Consider the following 20944-nt stretch of genomic DNA (forward strand, 5'->3'; position numbering starts at 1 on the left):
GCAAAAATAATCTCGAAAGGTCAAAAGTCCCTAAGAAAAGAACAGCTATTTTATAAAGTAGCTGGCGAAAAGGAGTCGTTTTATTCACGCCCCGGTAATTTTTGCCAAGAAACGGTATCGCGTACATAAACCGGCTGCGCTTCTTCAGCACTAACACCAAGCCCTTGGCTAAATTTAGCAGCGCCAATAGTTAACATTGCGACCGCATTAGGAAATAAAATTTCAGGGCTGCCGTCATTACTTTTCAATACGGAGAGCTGCGCTGAATAAGCATCCCAACCAGTACCAACACCGTAAGCAGCACTAGGGGCAATGTTCGCGAAATGTTGCGCTAGCTTTTCTGGTGGTGTTACCGCCTCATCACATTGCGCTTGCATAATGTTGTTATCATCAACAATAAAATAACCGTTGTATACTTCATTCATACGCGCATCTATCGCCGCAATCACTTGTTTTTGCTGATATTGCTCAAACGCGCTTTGCGCCATTGCTTGTAAGCCAGAAACGCCTACAACCGGTAAATTAGCTGAAAAAGCTAAACCTTGCGCCACACCAACGCCAATTCTTACGCCAGTAAAGCTGCCAGGGCCTTGCCCAAAAATCAAACCGTCTAATTGCTGTAATGTTACGTCTGCTTCTTTAAGCAACTCATCAATCATAGGCAATAATCGTAAACTATGAGACTGCGGGCATAACTCATAACGACTATAAACATTATCATTTACTTGAAGGGCGACAGAGCAAGCTTCTGTTGAGGCATCAATGGCCAAATAATTCACAATACATTACCTTAAATTTTATCACGTGACGTATTACACGCTGTTTTATATCTATTACCTTTGACAGCAATTTTACACTAGCTGAAGATAGCTTTGCTATATTTTACCTATTCTTTACTAACAATAGCCACTTTATATTGTTGTTAAAAACTGCGCGGCTTTAGTGATATCTCGGCTGCGTTTCATATCAGGCAAACTTTTCAAAAAAGTGCCACCATAAGGTCGATTAACCAACCTGTCATCACAAATAACTAAAATACCTTGGTCGCTCACGTCTCTAATTAAGCGTCCAACTCCCTGCTTCAAGGCAATGACCGCCTGCGGTAATTGTATTTGCGCAAAAGGGTCGCCACCTTGTCGGCGAACATCTTCACAACGTGCTTGTAATAAAGGATCATCTGGAGAGGCAAACGGTAACTTATCAATAATCACACAAGTTAACTTATCGCCCCTAACATCAACCCCCTCCCAAAAACTCGCCGTGGCAAGTAAAACAGCGCTATCTTGAGCAACAAATTCATCTAATAATTTACGTTTAGCCATTTGCCCTTGAACCAGCAATGGGTTTTCAATAGCTTGCGATAATATTTCAGCGACTTGGTTCATTACTCGGTAACTGGTAAACAGCATAAAACAAGCGCCTTTGCTGGCCGCAATTAATGGTATAGCAATATCAGCTAAACTTTGTGCTCTATTTTTGTCGTTTGCCTGCGGTAAATAACGCGGCACAATTAATTGTGACTGTTGCTGATAATCAAACGGGCTTTCTAAGTGCAATTGGCTCGCCCCAGTTAATCCTAAATGATTAATAAAATGCTCAAACGAGTTATCAACCGCAAGTGTGGCTGAAGTAAAAATCCACCCTGCCCCTGAATTTTTCACATACTCGCTAAACTTGTCGGCAACGGTTAAAGGGGTTTGGTGAAGCACCACATGACGCGGCGTAGTTTCATACCAAAAGCTAATACCTAGTGCGTCTACATTGGCCATAACTTCATATTGCGCCAGCAAACTCACAACACGATCAAAGCAACTGTCTATCGCTTCATTGCGCGATACACATAACTTAATCACTTGATATAAAAAATCTAAATCTGTTTTTAGTAATTGAAATTTTTGAGTGAACTGAGGCTGATGGCATTTTTCTCGCCAATTACCACGCTCAGGATCGTAATTAAACAATAACCTAAATTCTTGCGTGGTTTTTTGCAGTTTTTCGGCGGCGCGCGATAACTGTTTAACATCGGTTAAAGTGCTACGATAAATTTGTAAAACGTCTGTACATAAATCAGATAATTGTCGAGTTGAAAAACTTTGCCCAAAATATTCACTGGCAATATCGCCTATTTGATGTGCTTCATCAAAAATCATCACTTGCGCTTTAGGGATAAGCTCACCAAAGCCAGTATCTTTTAATGCCATATCAGCAAAAAACAAATGATGATTAACCACAATAAGGTCGGCATCTATTGCCTTTTGGCGAGCTTTTACTAAATAACAGCTTTCATAGTCGGGACAATCGCGCGCTAAACAATTATCTAAGGTGCTGGTAACAAAAGGAAAAATAGTAGAGTCTTCACCAACATTAACCAACTCGCCTATATCACCTGTTTGTGTACCCGTTGCCCAACTAGCTACCTTTACTAAGTCTTGCAACATTTGGGCATCTAATTGACCGCGAGTTTGCTGATATTGCGCCAAACGATAAGTACATAAATAATTAGCACGACCTTTAAGCAAAGCAACTTGCGCATTACTGGCAAGGGCTTTACGCACTAATGGGATGTCTTTATGAAAAAGCTGCTCTTGTAAGTTTTTAGTACCGGTAGAAACAATAATTTTTTTATTGGCAGTGGTGTCATTCTCATCAGTAGTTTTTTGATAAGTTAATGATAAAAAAGCCGGAATTAAATAAGCAAAAGTTTTACCTGTACCTGTACCGGCTTCCACAACAAGTGATGACTCTTGCGCTATCGCTTTACCTACTTCAAGTGCCATATCTGTTTGCGCTTGACGCGGAGAAAACCCTGAAATAGCTTGAGCTAATGCACCATCAAGAGAAAATGCTTGCGTAATATTTAACGATGAGGGTGTAGAGCTTGCAGACGACATTACGTAAAAAACACTTAAGCTAGAAATGATTATACTGCGCAGTATACTCAACCTCTACTCAAGCATAAAGATCTAAGTTTTTTCCTTTATGTTCATCTTCGTCATCAGGGGTAGGATCTTTTTTACCATTAGGGCAATACTCTGTATCTTCTGGAGTTGTCTTATTGAGTAATTCCTGTTTAAGTAATTCTTGTTTAAGTAAGTCCTGTTCGAGCAAACCTTGCTCTGGTAGTGGTTTTTTATCCTTTTGCTCTTTATCTTTTTGACTTTTCGATTGATGTGAATCGCGCTTTTCAGCCCCGCTATCATCTTTTTTAAAATAGTACTCATGATTTTCTAGATGATCAGGGTCTTCCTTGAGCTTAGGTGAGGCGGCATCTTTGACTAGCGCCTTTACTTTAAGCTGAGTAGGTTTAATCGGCACAGGTACAACGCGTGTTAATTGAGTCGTAAAAATATCCATAGCAATAACCTTTAATCTCCAATCGTTAAAATAGTCTAATTTAAACTACTAGTACCAAGCTACTCCCCTAAAAACACTAAGTAACCTGAGCTCGGCTTAACAAATGTTTCTCTAGCAGCTATTTTCCTCACCTCTTCGTTAAATTAAGAAAAACTATCAAGTTAGCGATTGAGAAAAATAATTTTTGCTGATATTTCAATTTGTTAAACATCTCTTAAACCGAGTTATTATTAAGTACTATTTACGCTATCGGCCGTAAATAAAAAAGCTTAACATAACAAGACCTAACCTAAATTACTCAGCGCTAAACTCGATTTAATAGCTGATACTAAATTGAGCTTTTAGGAATACTATGGAGTAGTTCGTCATAATGCTGATAAATTTTGTCAATATCCATTTTATTCAAAAATTCAGAACACGTTAAGTAGGCTAATAAATAACGGGCATCTTTGATCCAAGGTGGTAAGTATTTGGCAGGTTGGCATAGTCCCATTGCTTCAAGTTTATATAATACAGGAATGTCTTCTATATCGAGCTTGCCACAGAAAAGAAGCTTTAAACAATCTGCTCTGCCATTAACCGCAGCTGCTTTTAAAAAGTTATGTACTCGAATAAGCCCTTCAAGATAAACCCCATCTTTTGTAAAAGGGGCGCCACCGGTTAATACCCCGCCTCTGAAAACTCTACGGCTATTTTCATATGCTTGAGACTCATCGCCAATGCGGTTTAAAAAGTATTGATAAACGTCTAAAAAATCAGCCCCTTCTATTGCCATTTGTATTGCGATAACTCGATCTGCCAATCGGCGCAAACGATCAAGATCAATTGAGTTAGTTATATACTCAGAAAAGACTGCTAAGCCTTCTTGTGTTTTAGTAGTACCCGGATGACCTGCTGCTAATATTTTAAGGTGTTGTTGATTCAAGCCGTTGATAGAGGTTGCCACATGAATATGTGCTTCATGGTTAATCAGTTGCTGTGCATCTAAGTCGGTAAAGCATGCGGTTTTTCTAATACGGATAAGCTTAGGGCTTGCTAGGGCATTCGCTGATAGTTCATCCACCACTTGAACTTTAGGGGCATCATTGCCAAACATCTCTTTTACTGCCACTTCCATTTGCTCAGCAATACCTGAAGCGAGATAACACATTGGTGGTGGCGCGCCAAAATCATATCCCGCATAACTGCTAATTTTTTTGTCAAAAATGTTAGCTAATTCAAGTGGGGTCGATTTACCGTCAACAAAGTGATTAGTCGGCTTGCCATAAAGGGTTACCGAGAACTCATAAAACTTTTTAGTGCCAACAAATGCCATCATAAAAGCAGCATTTTCAAGTTTATTCGCAATGCGTGCTAACCAATTATCAATATCAGAGTTGCCCATTAGGGCACGAGCTTCTGCCAGTAACGCCAAGGTTTTATTAGGGTCAAATACTGGGTAATTTATCGCAGGAAGCTCTTTCGCTTTATTAGCGAAAAATTGACGTTTAACGTCAGAACTCCACTCTAAATGAGACAGTATACGAATAGGCTGGCTAGCACTATAGAGAATAGAGCTAATTTGACAAATGCGCGCTTTCTCTATTTCAATTTTATTCATTAAGGTAAAACTCCGTGATAACAACGAAGGTAAGCTAGTTTAGCAATTAACTGCTGTTAATCTTAAGGTCGAGTTATACCTTATACAAGTTGAATTAAATTAATGCCACTAAAAACAAGTACTCTCATGTCATTAAAGCTATTTGATCGCGAGATCTCCAGATAGTCACTGTATTGTTGCTAGATTATATTTAGCGCTTTCACATCAAGCGTCAAACACATCTACCGCTGTAAACAGTTATTGTAATTGCTTTTCAATAAACTCAATTAATAGCCTAACTCGCATAGGAAGCATATTACTCGGTGCTCTTAAAGAATATAAATTTAGCGATGGGTTAGTATATTGGCTTAAAATAGGCTGTAGTTTTCCAGATAATAGCTCTTCCTTAATAATGAATTCTGGAATTAGTCCAATTCCTCTACCTGCTAATAATGTTTCTTTAAATAATGCGCTATTGTTTGATTGTAGGTCGGGGTTAATATAAACATCCGTTCTTTTATTGTCTTTAATGAATTGCCACTTCAGCTTACTTCCCTGTTGGGAGTAGAGTAAACCAGCATGATTTTTTAATTCTTCTGGGGTTGATGGTGTACCGTATTTGGCTAAATAGTCAGGCGATGCGCAGGTTATAAATTGATAAGCTTTGAGTTTTTTACATAATAAAGAACTGTCTTCAAGTTGACGAGCTAACCTAAGTGCTAAGTCATACTCACCTTCAATAACATTAACATATTGATCACTCATATTTACATCAATAGTGATCTTGGGATACTCAAGCATAAACCGTGCTAACAGTTTTGAAAATACACACAAGCCCCAACTCATCGGAATACTTATTCTTATGTTCCCTTTCGGCTCAGAAAGCGTTTCGGTTAACTCATCGGTTAATCCACGCCATTGCTCAAGTAACTTAATTGCATGATGATAAGTACGCTCGCCACTATCGGTAAGCTGCATGTGCCGAGTACTTCTAATAAAAAGCTTCGCGTTTAACTCAGCTTCTAAGCGCTCAACTGATTTAGAAACTCTAGCAACGGTTAAATTAAGACGCTTTGCCGCCGCGGTAAAACTGCCACCTTCGACGACAGCTTTTAACACTTTCAAACTTTCTAATTGGTTTATTTTCGACATATTCAATAAAAAGTTAATAGTAATTCAATTTATAGCAATATTATCAGCGTTTATTACCTATGTAAAAATACCATTCACTTAGTAAATTTTCACTTAATCAATTAATACATAGGTTGCAGAATGAAAGATAACATTTCGACAATTTTCTCAAGTTATAACATAAGAAACATCACCCTAAAAAACAGGTTAGCTGTTGCACCACTTACACGCGTCAGTGGCAACGAAGACGGCACAACGGGACCATTAATGAAAGACTATTACCAGTCTTTTGCCCAAGGCGGTTTCGGGCTCATTATTACTGAGGGCATATACACAGATAAACGTTATAGCCAATGTTATAAATTTCAAACGGGGCTTACCGATGAAAAGCAAGTAAGCAGCTGGAAAACAATTACCGATGCTGTACATAGTAGTGGCGGGCTTATTTTTGCTCAATTAATGCATGCTGGTGCGCTGTCTCAATACAATAAATATAGAGGTCGTGGTGGTGCGCCCTCTGCAATAAAGCCGTTAGGCGAAGAAATGAAATTATATTACGGTAAAGGTGATTATGAAGTCCCTAAAGAAATGAGCACAGAAGACATAAAGTGTGTAGTAAAAGGGTTTGTTAACGCGGCAATATTAGCCAAAGAGGCTGGGTTTGATGGGGTCGAGATTCATGGTGCCAATGGCTATTTACTCGACCAATTTCTTACCGTTTATAGTAATAAAAGAACGGATGAATATGGCGGAGAATTAGCTAACCGCTTAAGAATTTATCAAGAAATCATAACTGCTGTTCGCGCTGCAGTTGGAAGCAGCATGATTATTGGTGTACGATTTTCTCAAGGAAAAGTTAACGATACTGAATACAAATGGCCTAAACAAACCGCTGACGCAAAATACACCTTTGAGTCTATTAGTCGCTGTGGCGTTGATTATATTCACACCACCGAATATATTGCTAAAGCACCAGCCTTTAAAGATAGCTTACCGTTGGCAGAGCTTGCCAAAGAGTATGGAAAAGTTCCCGTTATAGCTAACGGTGGTATTACTCATGAGAATGAAGCTAATTGCTTAATAGATGCTAAACAAGCCGATATAGTTTCGCTAGGAAAGGCAGCTTTAGCCAATCCAAATTGGCCTAATGTAGTTCAAACGCAGCAACAGCTCAAAGCGTTCAATGCTGAAATGTTTAACCCTATTGCCGACTTAAAAACAGCAAATGCGTACTTTAAACAGACATTATAGCTCTAGTTTAAATAGGCTAATAAGTTATCGTTGCTGTAAGTTAGCTATCGCTGTAAATAGCCTTTGAGTATTTCTCAATAGTTAGAGTAATAACCCTAACTATGTTAGATATAACAAATAGCACTAAAAATAAGCTATTTATTACTTGCAGCTATCACAATTAATCAGTAGTGTAATTAGTACAACAATTACTGTTAATTAATTAGACGCGAGTAACACAATGCTTTTTAACCTGAATAGCCGACATCACCATCATTACATCGATTAGCCCATTCAGGTTTTATAAACCGACACTGATGGGCTACAGGCCTTTCAGTGGATTTACCTAAAGCATATTACATTGCTAAACCCCCGAAAGAGTCTGCCTCTCTCGGGGGTTTTTCGCATTTTAGCGTTTAAGAAATTGTATATACATGATGGTTTTGCTGGTTATCTCTTAAATTTAAGTCGTTAACAATTAAGCAAAACAACAAAAAAATAGGAATAATATTATGACTACATCTCAGCCACGTTTACGCATCGCCATGCAAAAATCAGGTCGTTTAAGTGACGACACTCAAGCGTTATTAAAGCGCTGTGGTTTAAAACTTAATGTGAGCGACAGACGTTTATTAGCGCATGTTAGCAATATGCCTATTGATATTATGCGCGTGCGTAGTAGTGACATTCCAGGTTTGGTAATGGACGGTGTTTGTGATTTAGGCATTGTTGGCGACAATACGTTAGAAGAAGAAGAATTAGACCGACAATTAAAAGGAAATAAGTCTGCCTATATTCGTACAACTGCACTTGATTTTGGTGGCTGTCGTTTTTCAATTGCTATGCCTGAAGAATTTGAATACACAGGCTTAGATTGTTTAAACGGTTTACGTTTTGCCACAACATATCCGCAACTATTAAACCGCTTTGCGAAAGCTAATGGCATTAACGTAGAGTTTTGTTTGTTAAAAGGCTCTGTTGAAGTGGCACCGCGTGTTGGCTTAGCCGACGGCATTTGTGATTTAGTTTCTACTGGCGCAACGCTTGAGGCTAATGGCTTAAAAGAAGTCGCTGAGGTTTTCCACTCAAAGGCGTCACTCATTCAACGCGCAGATCCTTTATGTGCAGATAAACAAGGTATTTTAGATACCCTCTTACCTCGTATTCACGGTGTCATGAAAGCAAAAGAAAGCAAATACATTATGTTGCACGCACCAAAAGATAAAATAGCACAAGTAAGTGCATTAATGCCGGGTAAAGAAACCCCTACTATTTTGCCACTCGCGGGGCGTGATGACATTGTTGCTGTGCACGTAGTAGCTACTGAGACTTTCTTTTGGGAAACCATGGAAAAACTCAAAGGGCTTGGCTGTAATTCAATACTCGTTATGCCAATTGAAAAAATGATGGGCTAATACACGGCATAATTGAGATTACATCGGCATTGCCGTCTTTAAGCGTCACCATCACTTAGAAAAACTAAGCTCAGGCGACCTTTAACTTGGCAGCTTTGCTGTAATAGCAATTCTTGTGTGTATTTAGTATCTAAAAGTTATTGAAGAGAGTTTTGAACAAATGATTAATCAATTGATTGAATGGCAAACATTAAGCGATCAGCAAAAAATTTCTGTATTAGCACGTCCTGCTATTGCTGACAGTGCTTTACTATCAACGCAAGTGGCCAATATTTTAACGCAAGTTAAAACTAAAGGCGATCAAGCGATATTAACCTTAACAGAACAATTTGATGGTATTGCTTTAGACACTCTAGCGGTAAGTGCTGAGCAAGTAGCAGCTGCTAAAAAGGCGCTTTCACCCAAGCGTTTAGCGGCAATACAAACTGCTTATGATCAAATTAAAGCTTTTCACAGCGCACAAACGGCTAGTGATATAACTGTTGAAACTCGTCCAGGCGTTACTTGTACTTTAAAAACAGAAGCTATTGAAAGTGTTGGTTTATATATTCCAGCAGGCTCAGCTCCCCTGCCGTCTACAGTATTAATGCTTGGCGTACCGGCGCAAATAGCAAAATGTGATCGCGTAGTATTAGTCTGCCCACCCGATAAAAACGGTCAACTGGCTAATGAAATACTCGCCGCAGCCGACTTGTGTGGTATTAATGAAATTTATACCGTAGGTGGCGCGCAGGCGATTGCCGCTTTAGCGTATGGCACCCAAAGTATTCCTGCCGTCAATAAAGTATTTGGCCCAGGTAACCGTTATGTCACCGAAGCTAAAAAGCAGCTATCACAGCAAGTTGCAGGTTTTGCTATTGATATGCCAGCAGGTCCATCAGAAGTGTTAGTCATTGGTGATGCCAGTGCTAATCCTGCTTTTATTGCCGCAGATTTACTTTCTCAAGCCGAGCATGGCGCCGATAGCCAAGTTATTTTACTTAGCGATAGTGAGTTATTGCTTAATGCGGTGTCAGCTGAATTAAGTAAGCAAGTTGATGTTTTATCAAGACGTGATATTGCCCTAGCAGCACTGGAGCAATCTCGTTTAATTTTAACAAAAGATTTAGCACAGGCTGTTGAAGTATCTAACCTTTACGGCCCTGAGCACTTAATTATTCAAACCGACAATGCAACAACATTATTAAAAACACTACGTAATGCGGGTTCTATTTTTGTTGGCGCTTACACGCCTGAGTCAGCAGGTGATTACGCCAGCGGTACTAACCACGTATTACCCACTTACGGTTATTCAAAAGTAATATCGAGTTTATCGCTAGCTGACTTTTCTCGTCGCTTTACCGTACAAGAGTTAACTAAAGATGGCCTTGCTAGTTTAGCAGAGTGCATTATTGAGTTAACTGATGCTGAAGGTTTAGATGCACACCAATGTGCGGTAACCATTCGACTTGATGACGATAATGCCAGTCAAAGTAATAAGCAAGGAGCGTAAAATGAGCAACAATAACGCTACGCCATTAAGCATTGCTGATAAGCTTGCTCGCCCAGAATTAGTTGACATGGTGCCATATCAATCGGCACGCCGATTATTTGCCAGTGGTGATACAAGTCAAACAGGCAACAATGCTGCTGAACAAAAAATATGGTTAAACGCAAATGAAGCTTCGGGTCGAGGTGAATACCAATTAAGCGCTGAAAACATTAATCGTTATCCTGACTTTCAGCCAACCAGCTTACTCAATGCATACAGCAATTACTGCAACCTAGCGAAAGAGCAAATACTGGCCACTCGTGGCGCCGATGAAGGTATTGAATTAATTATCCGTAGTTTTTGTCGTGCTTATCAAGATAGCATTTTAATTTGCCCACCCACTTACGGCATGTATGCTATTAGTGCAGAAAACCATGGTGCAGGCATTATTAGTGTGCCATTGGTTAACAATACCTTAAATTTAGCGGCGCTCGCTGAGCAAGTTGGTCAGGTTAAGGTGGTTTTTCTTTGCTCTCCGGGTAACCCGACAGGCAATATATTACCGCGTGAACAAATACTTGCAGCGATTGATTTATTTCAAGGTAGCGCTATGGTTGTGATTGATGAAGCCTATATTGAGTTTTGCTCTGAGCAAAGCACAACAAAATTACTTGCTGACTTCGACAATGTTATTATTTTACGCACCTTATCAAAAGCTTTTGCCTTAGCAGGACTAAGGTGTGGTTTTACATTAGCGAATGAATCTGTCATTACTTTACTCAGTAAAGTGATTGCCCCTTACCCTATTTCAGCGCCTGTTGCCGAGTTAGCGAGCAAAGCATTAACTGATGATATAGCCCTAATGAAAGCTCACGTTGAACAAGTTAACCACTTACGAGCGTCATTGTCAGCTTGGTTAATTACACAGCCTTGGTGTAGTGAAGTTTTTGCCAGTGATGCAAACTTTGTTTTGTTTCGCTGTACTAGCCAAGCAGAAAAAACACGCTTATTTGAGCTATTAGTCGCAAACAATCTACTTATTCGTGATCAATCTAAACAAGCACAATTAGAAAACTGCTTACGGATAAGTATTGGTAGTGAGCACGAAATAAACCAGTTACAACAGCTATTGTCAGCAAGCTAACGTACTATAAATAGTATTAAAAAACAGTACTTAAAAATAATTGAAGCATTAAAGAAGAGCACCTTATGAGCAAGCAAGAAAAAATATTATTTATCGACCGCGACGGCACATTAATTGAAGAGCCAGTTAGCGATAAGCAAGTTGACAGTTTAGAGAAGCTGGTATTTGAACCAAACGTTATTCCGCAGTTACTAAAACTACAAGCCAAAGGCTTTAAATTAGTGATAGTTTCAAATCAAGACGGTTTAGGAACAAGCAGTTACCCACAACGTGATTTCGATATTCCTCACAATAAAATGATGGAGTTATTTGCATCACAAGGTGTGATATTTCAAGACGTTTTACTTTGCCCGCACTTTGAAGAAGATAATTGCCACTGCAGAAAGCCTAAGCTAGGCCTAGTAAGTGAGTATTTACAACAAGGTCGCGTTGACTTTACTAACTCGTACGTTATTGGTGATAGAGAAACCGATATGGGGTTAGCGTCTAACATGGGTATTGTTGGCATAAAATATAACCGCGAAACCTTAAACTGGGCACAAGTTACCGAGCAAATTTTATTGCAATTTTCACAACCTCGTCTTGCCAGCGTTACTCGCACCACCAAAGAAACCGACATTAAAGTCACCGTTAATTTAGATGCGGTTGGTAATAACCATATTGATACTGGTTTAGGTTTTTTTGATCACATGCTTGATCAAATTGCCACTCACGGTGGCTTTAGCATGCAATGTCAAGTTGCTGGTGATTATCATATTGACGAACACCACAGCGTAGAAGATACCGCTTTAGCTTTAGGGCAAGCCTTAAAACAAGCCTTAGGTGATAAACGTGGTATTGGTCGTTTTGGCTTTGTACTTCCTATGGATGAGTGTCGTGCAGAATGTGCTATAGATTTATCCGGTCGTCCATGGTTAGAGTTTGATGCCGAATTCACCAGCGAAAATGTTGGTACTATGTCAACGCAAATGATCTCACACTTTTTTAGATCACTCGCTGATTCAATGATGATCACTCTACACTTATCAACGTCTAAAGGTAACTGTCATCACCAAGTTGAAAGCTTATTTAAAGTATTCGGCCGTGCTTTAGGACAAGCTATCAAAGTAGACGGTGATGTATTACCTAGTTCAAAAGGTGCTTTGTAATGGCTAGCGCTGACAATATTCAAGCTAACTACGTTATTGTTGATACTGGCTGCGCGAATATCGCCTCGGTAAAATTTGCCATTGAGCGCTTAGGCTTTACTGTGACAGTAACCGATAATATTGAACTGATACAACAAGCCGACAAAGTCATTTTTCCCGGTGTTGGTAGCGCTAAGCACGCAATGAAAAATATTATGGATAAGGGGCTGGTTACGACACTACAAAACCTAACTCAACCGGTACTCGGTTTTTGTTTAGGCATGCAGTTAATGACCAACTCTTCAACCGAGAGTGCCCACATTAATACTGCCAGTAACGATAGTGAAAAAACCACTTGTTTAGGTGTAATTCCTACCAGTGTCGAGCCATTAAATGCACAAGGTAACCGTTTACCGCACATGGGCTGGAACACGTTAACATCGGTAGCTAATCACCCTATTATGAAGGGTATTTCTGTTGGTGATTATTTTTACTTTGTTCATAGCTACGCAGCAAAGTTAAGTGAATACACTATTGCTAGCTGTGAGTACGGCAGTGAATTTTCAGCGGCAATTGCCAAAGATAACTTTATTGGTTGTCAATTTCATCCTGAGCGCTCAGCTAAACTCGGCAGTAAAATTATTGAAAACTTTTTAACCTTAGATCCCAAGGAACTTATCTCACTATGATGATCCCCGCAATCGACTTAATTAATGGTGAAGTAGTTCGCTTATACCAAGGTGATTACGAGCAAAAGACCAATTACCAATATACCGTACAAGACCGACAACAAGCGTACGCTAAAGCTGGCGCTAAAGTGATGCACTTTGTTGATTTAGATGGCGCGAAAGACAGCACTAAGCGTCAATTATCTACCTTGAAAACTGTTATGGATCATCCCGAGATGATCATTCAAGTAGGCGGCGGTATTCGTTGTCAACAAGATGTTGATCAATTACTCGCTTTAGGTGCAGATCGCGTTGTTATTGGCTCTCTTGCTATTAAAGAGCCTGAGTTAGTTATAGCTTGGGTTAAAGCTTATGGCGGCGATAAAATTGTTTTAGCCCTTGATATTAAAATTGATGAACAAGGTAACAAAACACTACCAACACATGGCTGGATTGAAGATAGCGGTGTTAATTTAGAAGACTTACTTAGCGACTACATTAATGCAGGCATCAAACATATTTTATGCACTGATATTTCTAAAGACGGCACATTAAGTGGTTCAAACGTTAATTTATACACAGAGCTTTGTCAGAATTACCCAAGTATTCAATGGCAAGCTTCTGGCGGTATTGGCAGCCTTGAAGATATTAAAGCGCTTATTCCAACAGGTGTTAGCGGTGTTATTTTAGGTCGTTCACTACTTGAAGGTAAATTCACGCTCGAGGAGGCTATTGCATGTTGGCCAAACGCATAATTCCCTGTCTTGATGTTCGCGATGGCAAAGTTGTTAAAGGGGTACAGTTTAGAAACCACGAAATTATTGGTGACATTGTTCCCTTAGCGCAACAATATGCAGCCGCTGGCGCTGATGAACTGGTTTTTTATGACATTACCGCGAGCTCTGATGGTCGCGTAGTTGATAAAAGCTGGGTTAGCCGTATCGCTCAAGTAATTGATATTCCTTTTTGTGTTGCTGGCGGTATTAAAAGCGAAAGCGATGCCCGAGAAATATTATTAATGGGCGCAGATAAAATTAGCATTAACTCTCCTGCCCTGCGAGATCCTGAGCTAATCAGTCGCTTAGCAGACGTTTTTGGTCAGCAATGTATTGTGGTCGGTATTGATAGTTTTTTTAACAAAGACGCCAATAATGGCCAAGGTGAATATCAAGTCTATCAATTCACGGGAGATGAAACCCGTACCCAACAAACCAGTTGGACGACCTTTGACTGGATTGAACGTGTAGTAAGTCTTGGTGCTGGTGAAATTGTTCTAAACTGTATGAACCAAGACGGTGTGCGTCAAGGCTACGATATTGAGCAGTTAAAAAAAGCACGTGCTGCTTGTAACGTACCATTAATTGCCTCTGGTGGCGCTGGTACAATAGAGCACTTTAGAGATGTCTATCAACAAGCTGATGTTGATGGCGCTTTAGCCGCTTCTGTTTTTCATAAAGGTATAATCCCTATAGATGAACTTAAGCAATACTTAATTGATAATAACATTGCAATTAGGCCATAAGCGTAACCTAAATACCTGACCCGTTATATCTAATGAGCTAAACCTAAACATACAGAATACAAGAGAACTACATGATTGTAACAATAGATAACGTAACTGAACTTGCCTGGGAAAAAATGGACAACCTTTTACCAGCAATCATTCAAGATTCTGCGACCGGTGCAGTACTGATGCAAGGATTTATGAATATTGAAGCGTTAACAAAAACGCTTAATACTGAAAAAGCGACTTTTTTTAGCCGCTCTAAACAGCGTTTATGGATGAAAGGCGAAAGCTCTGGTAATACACTCGACGTAATGCAAGTATTAGCAGATTGTGATAGAGATTGTTTATTAATTGCAGTAAATCCAAATGGCCCAACTTGTCATTTAAATACCACATCATGTTTTCCTGAAGAGCAACTCAGCCAGCAAAACTTTTTAAGCCACCTTGAGCGTTTTGTAGATAAACGTGCTAACGACCCCATTGAAGAAAGCTATACTGCTCGCTTATTGTCTCGTGGTAGCAATAAAGTTGCACAAAAGGTTGGTGAAGAAGGGGTTGAAGTTGTTATTGCCGCATTGGCTGAAACTAAAGACGACTTTTTAGGTGAATGTGCGGACTTGTTTTATCACACTTTGGTTTTACTTAAAGATCAAAAAATTGAATTATCTGAAGTGATGGAAGTATTACAAACTCGCCATCAAAAAAAATAACGCAACTAAAATGAAAGTAAATAGCGCGTAACCGTCTGTTTACTTTCATTATAAGCCATTTAGCGATGACGTTTGCTCTGCTCCCTGTTTCAAGCCAATATCATTAATCACGGCCTCAGTGGTTTTTAATCAGCATAATTTAAATGAAACATAACTCCCAACATCTTTGCTTAATTTTAGGTTTGTTGTTATCTTCAATAGAGTAAGGAAGCAGTAATCGAAGTACAGGAAAATTTCCCTACAATATATGGCAAACCATGGCATATTCCATAAAAAGAATTTTTTGTTCTTACCTAATACTGTTGCTATTTAGTCCTCTCTTCTTTGTTGGATCAGCATTGGCTAAAGGCGATAACATTCTCATTTATATTCGTGATGATGTTTATATCGACTATCAAAAATTTGTTGTCGATAAAAATGTTATGTCAATTGAAAGCTTTGCAAGTAAACACATACGTCGCGATGTGGTTGATATGATTATCGCTCAACAGGCGCTTATATTAGGTGGCTTTTCCCATCAATTCCATTACGCCACAGGTAAAGTCAATTTTCGAAATACTAAAATGCTTCAAAATGGTGAGCTATTAATAAGTTTCGATACCTATTGGCTTGCTGACGCTAAAGCGATTGAAGATAAAGTTTATATTTCTGATGCGGTTATTAGAAATGGCGAATATATTGCAGGTATGTATACCAGCATTAATAACCATAAAGCTTTAGCTGTGAAAAGTATAAATGATTTAAAAGACTTAACCGCTGTTTCAACCCCATTGTGGCGCACCGATTGGCAAACAATACAGTCCCTCCCTCTTAAAAAGGTAACCCGAGAAGATTCGTGGCTTTCTATGGCTCGAATGGTGAACTTACAATGGATTGACTTCTTATTAATGCCTTTTAACTCCACACCTGATCAAAGTTTTACTATTGATAAAATTCACTTAGTCCCTGTAAAAAATATTGGTGTATTACTTAAAGACTCTCGAAATTTTGTCATTAGTAAAAAACACCCAAAAGGTGAAGAGGCCTTTATTGCGATTAATAAAGGCTTAAAAATATTACGCCAACGCGGAGCAATAAGAAAAGCCTATATTGATGCTGGCTTCATTATAGAGAACGACAACCTCACCATCATCAACCCATAAGCTGAAGTAGCGTACTTAAATATTCAGCCTTTCATCTAAGCTTCATATTAGCCCGTTATGATAATTATGTTTATTGACTTAACAGACTTTATCAGGGAGTTAGTATGTTTAAAAAATACGCCATAAAAAAGTATGGAGATAGCTTACCAACTAAGTTAAAAGAGCGTTACGGCGAACAAGAGTTTTATAGTGCAAGACAAATACGCGCTACCGTCTTTCAATGCAACTTCAACCCTACATACTTACCCTTAGCTTACTTGCTTTTCTTAGATAAAACAGCATTATTAGTAACTTTGAAAAATGAATACCCTGAACTTTCAGTACAACAATATAAAGAAGAAATAAAAGATTATTTAGCGCAAAGAAAGTATTATGGCTGTCTTGAAATACTAAGAGGCAAATAGAGGCTTTTCATGCAAACGGTTTATTGGTCTAGTAAATATTTTTCACAGCTATCGCTCAATGAACTATACGATTTACTGAAACTACGCGTTGATGTTTTTGTGGTTGAGCAGAGCTGTTTTTATCCTGACTTAGATAGCCTTAAAGGCTCTTTAGATAGACACTCTGAAACTATTCATCTAATGGGTACTATTAATGATGAAATAGTGGCTTATGCTCGCATACTGGCACCAGGTCAAAGTTATGTTCAATACGCCAGTATTGGGCGAGTTGCTGTTGCACAAAAAGCTAGAGGTCTAGGGCTAGGACATGATCTTATCAGTAAAGCAATAACACTGTGCTTAGAACACTTCCCTGATACAGATATTAAAATATCAGCACAGCAACATTTAGCTGATTACTACCAGCAACATGGCTTTGTTACCGTGTCAGATATGTACCTTGAAGACGATATTCCGCATATCGCTATGTTAAAAAGCGTAATTAAGTAAAGGTTAACTTAATATCTTTTATCCAATAAAAAACTCGCCGTAGCGAGTTTTTTATTAACATAATATATCTTGCGCTTTTACTTATTAAGCAAGCTTTTCAGATAACAATGCATTAACAGCTTCAACAGCTTGTGTACCATCAACAGTTAAGTAAGAACAGTTGCCAGCTTTAGCTTCTGCTTGATAAAAGTCTACTAATGGCTTAGTTTGCTCGTGATAAATAGCTAAACGCTTACGTACTGTAGCTTCTTCATCGTCAGGACGAATACTTAACTCTTCACCTGTAACATCATCCTTACCTTCTTCTTTAGGCGGGTTATAAACAAGGTGATAAACACGACCAGAGCCAGAGTGAACACGACGGCCAGCCATACGTTCAACAATAACTTCATCAGGTACATCAAACTCAAGTACGTGATCAACTACAATGCCGCTCTCTTTCATCGCATCAGCTTGTGGAATAGTGCGAGGGAAACCGTCAAGTAAAAAACCAGCCGCACAGTCATCTTGTGCAACACGCTCTTTCACTAAACCAATAATTAATTCATCAGATACTAATTGACCTGCATCCATAACCGCTTTAGCTTGTTTACCTAACTCAGTACCTGCTTTAATTGCTGCACGTAACATATCGCCAGTTGAAATTTGTGGAATACCGAATTTAGCCATTAAGAATTGTGCCTGTGTACCTTTACCTGCACCAGGAGCACCTAATAAAACAATGCGCATAATATGAAACCTTAAATTGAGCGTTAAAATAAAACAATGATTACATTTAGAACATCCGTTTTCATTGTTTGATCATCTAAATGTAATCATTCTTAATCGAAAGAACAATGCGGAAGACACTATACAAGTTAGCCAATGGTCACACAAGTAGTGATAAGAGCCAATGATCAAAAAAGGAGGATTTCGGTAACGAAAACCTCCTTTTTCAGACTAAAGTATTAGCATAAGTAGCACTACTACTTAGTTAAACTCAGCATTAATTTGTTTAAACGTGTTACAAAACTAGCAGGGTCTTTTAAGCTACCACGCTCAGCTAATGTTGCTTGTTCAAATAATACGTTTACCCATTGACCAAACTTATCATCATCTTGTTCATCAGCAATATGTTTAATTAACTCATGCTCTCCGTTAATTTCAAATATTGGTAATGACTCTGGCACTTCTTGACCAACAGATGCCATTAATTTTGCCATTTGACTACTCATATCATTTTCATCTGCGACAATACATGCTGGAGAGTCAGTTAAACGTTGTGATAATTTAACGTCTTTAGCCTTCCCTGCAAGTGAGTCTTTAATACGCTTAACAACTGAGTCGTATTCTTTTTCAAGCTTTTCTTGTGCTTCTTTCGTTTCAGCATCATCCATATTGCCTAAGTCTAAACCACCACGTGTTACCGATTGTAGTTGCTTGCCATCAAATTCAGTCAAATGACTCACTAACCATTCATCAATACGGTCTGACATTAATAATACTTCAATGCCTTTTTTACGGAAAACTTCTAAATGAGGGCTATTTTTAGCAGCTTCAAAGCTGTCAGCTACAACATAATAAATTTTATCTTGGCCTTCTTTCATTCGTTCAATATAAGAAGCTAATGATACATTTTGTGTTGCTGTATCTTCATTAGTTGAAGCAAAACGTAATAAGCCAGCTATTTGTTCTTTATTCGCGTGATCTTCAGCTGGGCCTTCTTTTAACACTTGACCAAACTCATCCCAGAATCCTTGGTATTTCTCGGCATCTTTTTTACCAAGTTTTTCAAGCATTTTTAAAACACGTTTAGTACAGCCTTTACGAATTGCTTGGGTGATTTTATTATCTTGTAATATTTCACGAGAAACGTTTAATGGTAAGTCGTTTGAGTCCAATAAACCTTTAACAAAACGTAAGTAGGTTGGCATAAACTGCTCGGCATCATCCATAATAAATACACGCTGAACAAACAGTTTTAAACCGTGTTGCTTCTCACGGTTATACATATCAAATGGAGCTTTAGTTGGCACGTATAAAAGTGACGTGTATTCTGTTTTACCTTCTACTTTATTATGTTCCCATAATAGCGGGTCACCAAAGTCATGAGATACGTGCTTGTAGAATTCTTTGTACTCGTCATCTGATACTTCTGATTTTTCACGAGTCCATAAAGCAGTTGCTTTGTTCACCGCTTCCCATAAAGCAGGAACAGCATCTTTTGCTTCAACAGCTGGAGAAGTAACATTACCTTCTGCATCAGTTACCTCAGCAACAGCTTCAACCGCAGGAACTTCAGGGGTTAGCATTTCAACAGATACTGAAATATGATCTGAATATTTAGTTACAATAGACTTTAAACGCCAGTCATCAGCATACTCTTTTTCTTCTTCTTTTAAATGAAGAATAATATCAGTACCGCGAGTGCTCTTATCTATTTTAGCCGTAGTGAATTCACCTTCACCTGCACTAACCCACTCAACACCATTACTCGCATCGTCACCCGCTTTACGTGTTCTTACCGTTACTTTATCAGCAACAATAAATGCAGAGTAAAAGCCAACACCAAATTGACCAATTAATTGAGAGTCAGCCGCTTGGTCACCTGAAAGTTTTGAGAAAAACTCCGCAGTACCTGATTTAGCAATAGTACCTAAATGTTCAATAACATCTTCTTGGTTCATACCAATACCGTTATCTGAAATCGTAACCGTATTATTTTCTTTGTCACAACTTACACGTACACGTAACTCACCATCATTTTCATAAAGGCTATCGTCTGATAATGCTTTAAAGCGTAACTTATCTGCCGCATCTGCCGCATTTGAAACTAATTCACGTAAGAAAATTTCTTTATTAGAATAAAGAGAGTGGATCATTAATTGTAATAATTGCTTTACTTCGGTTTGAAAACCGTGAGTTTCTACTTGATTGGCTTCAGACATCTGAAACATCTCCTATCTAAATAAGGGAAAAAATAACTTATCAATGATGTTGGGCATATGAAGAATATTTCAAGGATACAAATAAAAAATATTGCAGAAATTTAATTTAAAAATGAATAGAAGTACAGACATGCTCTACAATCACATGGGCTTATCTACAACATAAGTCACACTAGCATCGGCGCTACTGTCTTTCACTATCCCATTACTGTGTTTTACATATCTTTAAAAACCACAAAGCAAAAAGCCCGTTACTTTCGTAACGGGCTTCTCGTGAGCTTTCGCTCGAATAGAATTTTAGCAATGTCTCGCTGCGCTATCACATGGGCTTACCTGCAACATAAGTCACACGACCATCGGCGCTATTGTCTTTCACTATCCAATTACTGTATTTTACACATCTTTAAAAACCACAAAGCAAAAAGCCCGACTCTTTCGAATCGGGCTTTTCTTAATAGAAGTTTAGCAATGTCCTACTCCCACATGGGCTTATCTACAACATAAGTCACACTAGCATCGGCGCTACTGTCGTTCACTATTCCGTCACTGCGTTTTACATATTCTTTAAAAGTTACAAAGTAAAAAGCCCGACTCTTTCGAATCGGGCTTCTCGTGAGCTTTCGCTCGAATAGAAGTTTAGCAATGT

Annotated in this window: 19 protein-coding genes; 12 read left to right on the forward strand and 7 right to left on the reverse strand. The window is 38.8% G+C overall.

Going from position 1 to position 20944, the window contains the following annotated elements:
- Positions 1-80 precede the first annotated feature (80 nt).
- The 5 genes from tsaB to KO495_RS01325 form a co-directional block, all read right to left on the reverse strand.
- Positions 81-779 (reverse strand): tRNA (adenosine(37)-N6)-threonylcarbamoyltransferase complex dimerization subunit type 1 TsaB, encoded by a 699-nt coding sequence (gene tsaB, locus KO495_RS01305; protein WP_215978593.1) that lies wholly within the window; start codon positions 777-779, stop codon positions 81-83.
- A gap of 132 nt (positions 780-911) precedes the next feature.
- Positions 912-2891 (reverse strand): ATP-dependent DNA helicase, encoded by a 1980-nt coding sequence (locus KO495_RS01310; protein WP_215978594.1) that lies wholly within the window; start codon positions 2889-2891, stop codon positions 912-914.
- Between the two features lie 58 nt (positions 2892-2949).
- Positions 2950-3354: a hypothetical protein gene (locus KO495_RS01315; RefSeq protein WP_215978595.1), complete on the reverse strand. Its 405-nt coding sequence runs from the start codon at positions 3352-3354 to the stop codon at positions 2950-2952.
- Between the two features lie 328 nt (positions 3355-3682).
- Positions 3683-4954 carry a flavohemoglobin expression-modulating QEGLA motif protein gene (locus tag KO495_RS01320; protein ID WP_215978596.1) on the reverse strand — a complete coding sequence of 424 codons (1272 nt, stop codon included), beginning with the start codon at positions 4952-4954 and terminating at the stop codon, positions 3683-3685.
- Positions 4955-5191: 237 nt separating this feature from the next.
- Positions 5192-6085, reverse strand: a complete 894-nt coding sequence (locus KO495_RS01325; protein ID WP_215978597.1) for a LysR family transcriptional regulator — start codon at positions 6083-6085, stop codon at positions 5192-5194.
- Positions 6086-6205: 120 nt separating this feature from the next.
- Here KO495_RS01325 and KO495_RS01330 point away from each other — a divergent pair, with 120 nt between their 5' ends.
- The 12 genes from KO495_RS01330 to KO495_RS01385 all read left to right on the forward strand — a co-directional run bounded on the left by KO495_RS01330 (position 6206) and on the right by KO495_RS01385 (position 17371).
- Entirely contained in the window at positions 6206-7315 is a 1110-nt protein-coding gene (locus KO495_RS01330) for an NADH:flavin oxidoreductase (RefSeq protein ID WP_215978598.1), read from the forward strand.
- A 491-nt stretch (positions 7316-7806) separates the two neighbouring features.
- Positions 7807-8709 carry an ATP phosphoribosyltransferase gene (hisG, locus tag KO495_RS01335; RefSeq protein WP_215978599.1) on the forward strand — a complete coding sequence of 301 codons (903 nt, stop codon included), beginning with the start codon at positions 7807-7809 and terminating at the stop codon, positions 8707-8709.
- Positions 8710-8869: 160 nt separating this feature from the next.
- On the forward strand, positions 8870-10201 hold the full coding sequence (gene hisD, locus KO495_RS01340; protein WP_215978600.1) for a histidinol dehydrogenase: 1332 nt from the start codon (positions 8870-8872) through the stop codon (positions 10199-10201).
- 1 nt (position 10202) lies between these two features.
- Complete coding sequence (gene hisC / locus KO495_RS01345; protein WP_215978601.1) at positions 10203-11324, forward strand: histidinol-phosphate transaminase; 1122 nt, start codon at positions 10203-10205, stop codon at positions 11322-11324.
- A gap of 65 nt (positions 11325-11389) precedes the next feature.
- Positions 11390-12472, forward strand: a complete 1083-nt coding sequence (hisB, locus tag KO495_RS01350; RefSeq protein ID WP_215978602.1) for a bifunctional histidinol-phosphatase/imidazoleglycerol-phosphate dehydratase HisB — start codon at positions 11390-11392, stop codon at positions 12470-12472.
- Positions 12472-13140, forward strand: a complete 669-nt coding sequence (hisH, locus tag KO495_RS01355; protein WP_215978603.1) for an imidazole glycerol phosphate synthase subunit HisH — start codon at positions 12472-12474, stop codon at positions 13138-13140. The genes hisB and hisH overlap by 1 nt, the downstream gene beginning before the upstream one ends.
- Positions 13137-13874, forward strand: coding sequence for a 1-(5-phosphoribosyl)-5-[(5-phosphoribosylamino)methylideneamino]imidazole-4-carboxamide isomerase (gene hisA / locus KO495_RS01360; protein ID WP_215978604.1), 738 nt, complete (start codon positions 13137-13139; stop codon positions 13872-13874). Before hisH ends, hisA begins: the two co-directional genes overlap by 4 nt.
- Positions 13856-14641, forward strand: coding sequence for an imidazole glycerol phosphate synthase subunit HisF (gene hisF / locus KO495_RS01365; protein ID WP_215978605.1), 786 nt, complete (start codon positions 13856-13858; stop codon positions 14639-14641). The genes hisA and hisF overlap by 19 nt, the downstream gene beginning before the upstream one ends.
- Before the next feature lie 71 nt (positions 14642-14712).
- Positions 14713-15336 carry a bifunctional phosphoribosyl-AMP cyclohydrolase/phosphoribosyl-ATP diphosphatase HisIE gene (gene hisIE, locus KO495_RS01370; protein ID WP_215978606.1) on the forward strand — a complete coding sequence of 208 codons (624 nt, stop codon included), beginning with the start codon at positions 14713-14715 and terminating at the stop codon, positions 15334-15336.
- Between the two features lie 338 nt (positions 15337-15674).
- Positions 15675-16478, forward strand: a complete 804-nt coding sequence (locus tag KO495_RS01375) for a hypothetical protein (protein ID WP_252738741.1) — start codon at positions 15675-15677, stop codon at positions 16476-16478.
- A gap of 104 nt (positions 16479-16582) precedes the next feature.
- Positions 16583-16882, forward strand: a complete 300-nt coding sequence (locus KO495_RS01380; RefSeq protein ID WP_215978608.1) for a DUF6559 family protein — start codon at positions 16583-16585, stop codon at positions 16880-16882.
- Positions 16883-16891: 9 nt separating this feature from the next.
- The gene (locus KO495_RS01385) at positions 16892-17371 is read left to right on the forward strand and encodes a GNAT family N-acetyltransferase (protein ID WP_215978609.1); all 480 of its coding nucleotides are present in this window, start codon (positions 16892-16894) and stop codon (positions 17369-17371) included.
- An 84-nt stretch (positions 17372-17455) separates the two neighbouring features.
- Here the strand turns inward: KO495_RS01385 and adk are convergent, their stop codons facing one another.
- Together adk and htpG are read right to left on the reverse strand one after the other, a co-directional pair.
- Positions 17456-18100: an adenylate kinase gene (adk, locus tag KO495_RS01390; RefSeq protein WP_215978610.1), complete on the reverse strand. Its 645-nt coding sequence runs from the start codon at positions 18098-18100 to the stop codon at positions 17456-17458.
- A 236-nt stretch (positions 18101-18336) separates the two neighbouring features.
- The gene (gene htpG, locus KO495_RS01395) at positions 18337-20298 is read right to left on the reverse strand and encodes a molecular chaperone HtpG (RefSeq protein ID WP_215978611.1); all 1962 of its coding nucleotides are present in this window, start codon (positions 20296-20298) and stop codon (positions 18337-18339) included.
- Between the last annotated feature and the right edge of the window lie 646 nt (positions 20299-20944).

Source organism: Colwellia sp. D2M02 (assembly GCF_018860755.1).
Classification (GTDB): Bacteria; Pseudomonadota; Gammaproteobacteria; order Enterobacterales; family Alteromonadaceae; genus Colwellia; species Colwellia asteriadis.

Bases quoted from the DNA above. Each gene is read 5' to 3' on its own strand.
- KO495_RS01385 (WP_215978609.1), top strand. From the start codon at position 16,892: ATGCAAACGGTTTATTGGTCTAGTAAATATTTTTCACAGCTATCGCTC.
- KO495_RS01310 (WP_215978594.1), bottom strand. From the start codon at position 2,891: ATGTCGTCTGCAAGCTCTACACCCTCATCGTTAAATATTACGCAAGCA.
- hisH (WP_215978603.1), top strand. From the start codon at position 12,472: ATGGCTAGCGCTGACAATATTCAAGCTAACTACGTTATTGTTGATACT.
- hisD (WP_215978600.1), top strand. From the start codon at position 8,870: ATGATTAATCAATTGATTGAATGGCAAACATTAAGCGATCAGCAAAAA.
- htpG (WP_215978611.1), bottom strand. From the start codon at position 20,298: ATGTCTGAAGCCAATCAAGTAGAAACTCACGGTTTTCAAACCGAAGTA.
- hisA (WP_215978604.1), top strand. From the start codon at position 13,137: ATGATGATCCCCGCAATCGACTTAATTAATGGTGAAGTAGTTCGCTTA.
- KO495_RS01325 (WP_215978597.1), bottom strand. From the start codon at position 6,085: ATGTCGAAAATAAACCAATTAGAAAGTTTGAAAGTGTTAAAAGCTGTC.
- hisB (WP_215978602.1), top strand. From the start codon at position 11,390: ATGAGCAAGCAAGAAAAAATATTATTTATCGACCGCGACGGCACATTA.
- KO495_RS01315 (WP_215978595.1), bottom strand. From the start codon at position 3,354: ATGGATATTTTTACGACTCAATTAACACGCGTTGTACCTGTGCCGATT.
- KO495_RS01330 (WP_215978598.1), top strand. From the start codon at position 6,206: ATGAAAGATAACATTTCGACAATTTTCTCAAGTTATAACATAAGAAAC.
- hisF (WP_215978605.1), top strand. From the start codon at position 13,856: ATGTTGGCCAAACGCATAATTCCCTGTCTTGATGTTCGCGATGGCAAA.
- hisG (WP_215978599.1), top strand. From the start codon at position 7,807: ATGACTACATCTCAGCCACGTTTACGCATCGCCATGCAAAAATCAGGT.
- KO495_RS01380 (WP_215978608.1), top strand. From the start codon at position 16,583: ATGTTTAAAAAATACGCCATAAAAAAGTATGGAGATAGCTTACCAACT.
- KO495_RS01320 (WP_215978596.1), bottom strand. From the start codon at position 4,954: ATGAATAAAATTGAAATAGAGAAAGCGCGCATTTGTCAAATTAGCTCT.
- hisIE (WP_215978606.1), top strand. From the start codon at position 14,713: ATGATTGTAACAATAGATAACGTAACTGAACTTGCCTGGGAAAAAATG.
- adk (WP_215978610.1), bottom strand. From the start codon at position 18,100: ATGCGCATTGTTTTATTAGGTGCTCCTGGTGCAGGTAAAGGTACACAG.
- hisC (WP_215978601.1), top strand. From the start codon at position 10,203: ATGAGCAACAATAACGCTACGCCATTAAGCATTGCTGATAAGCTTGCT.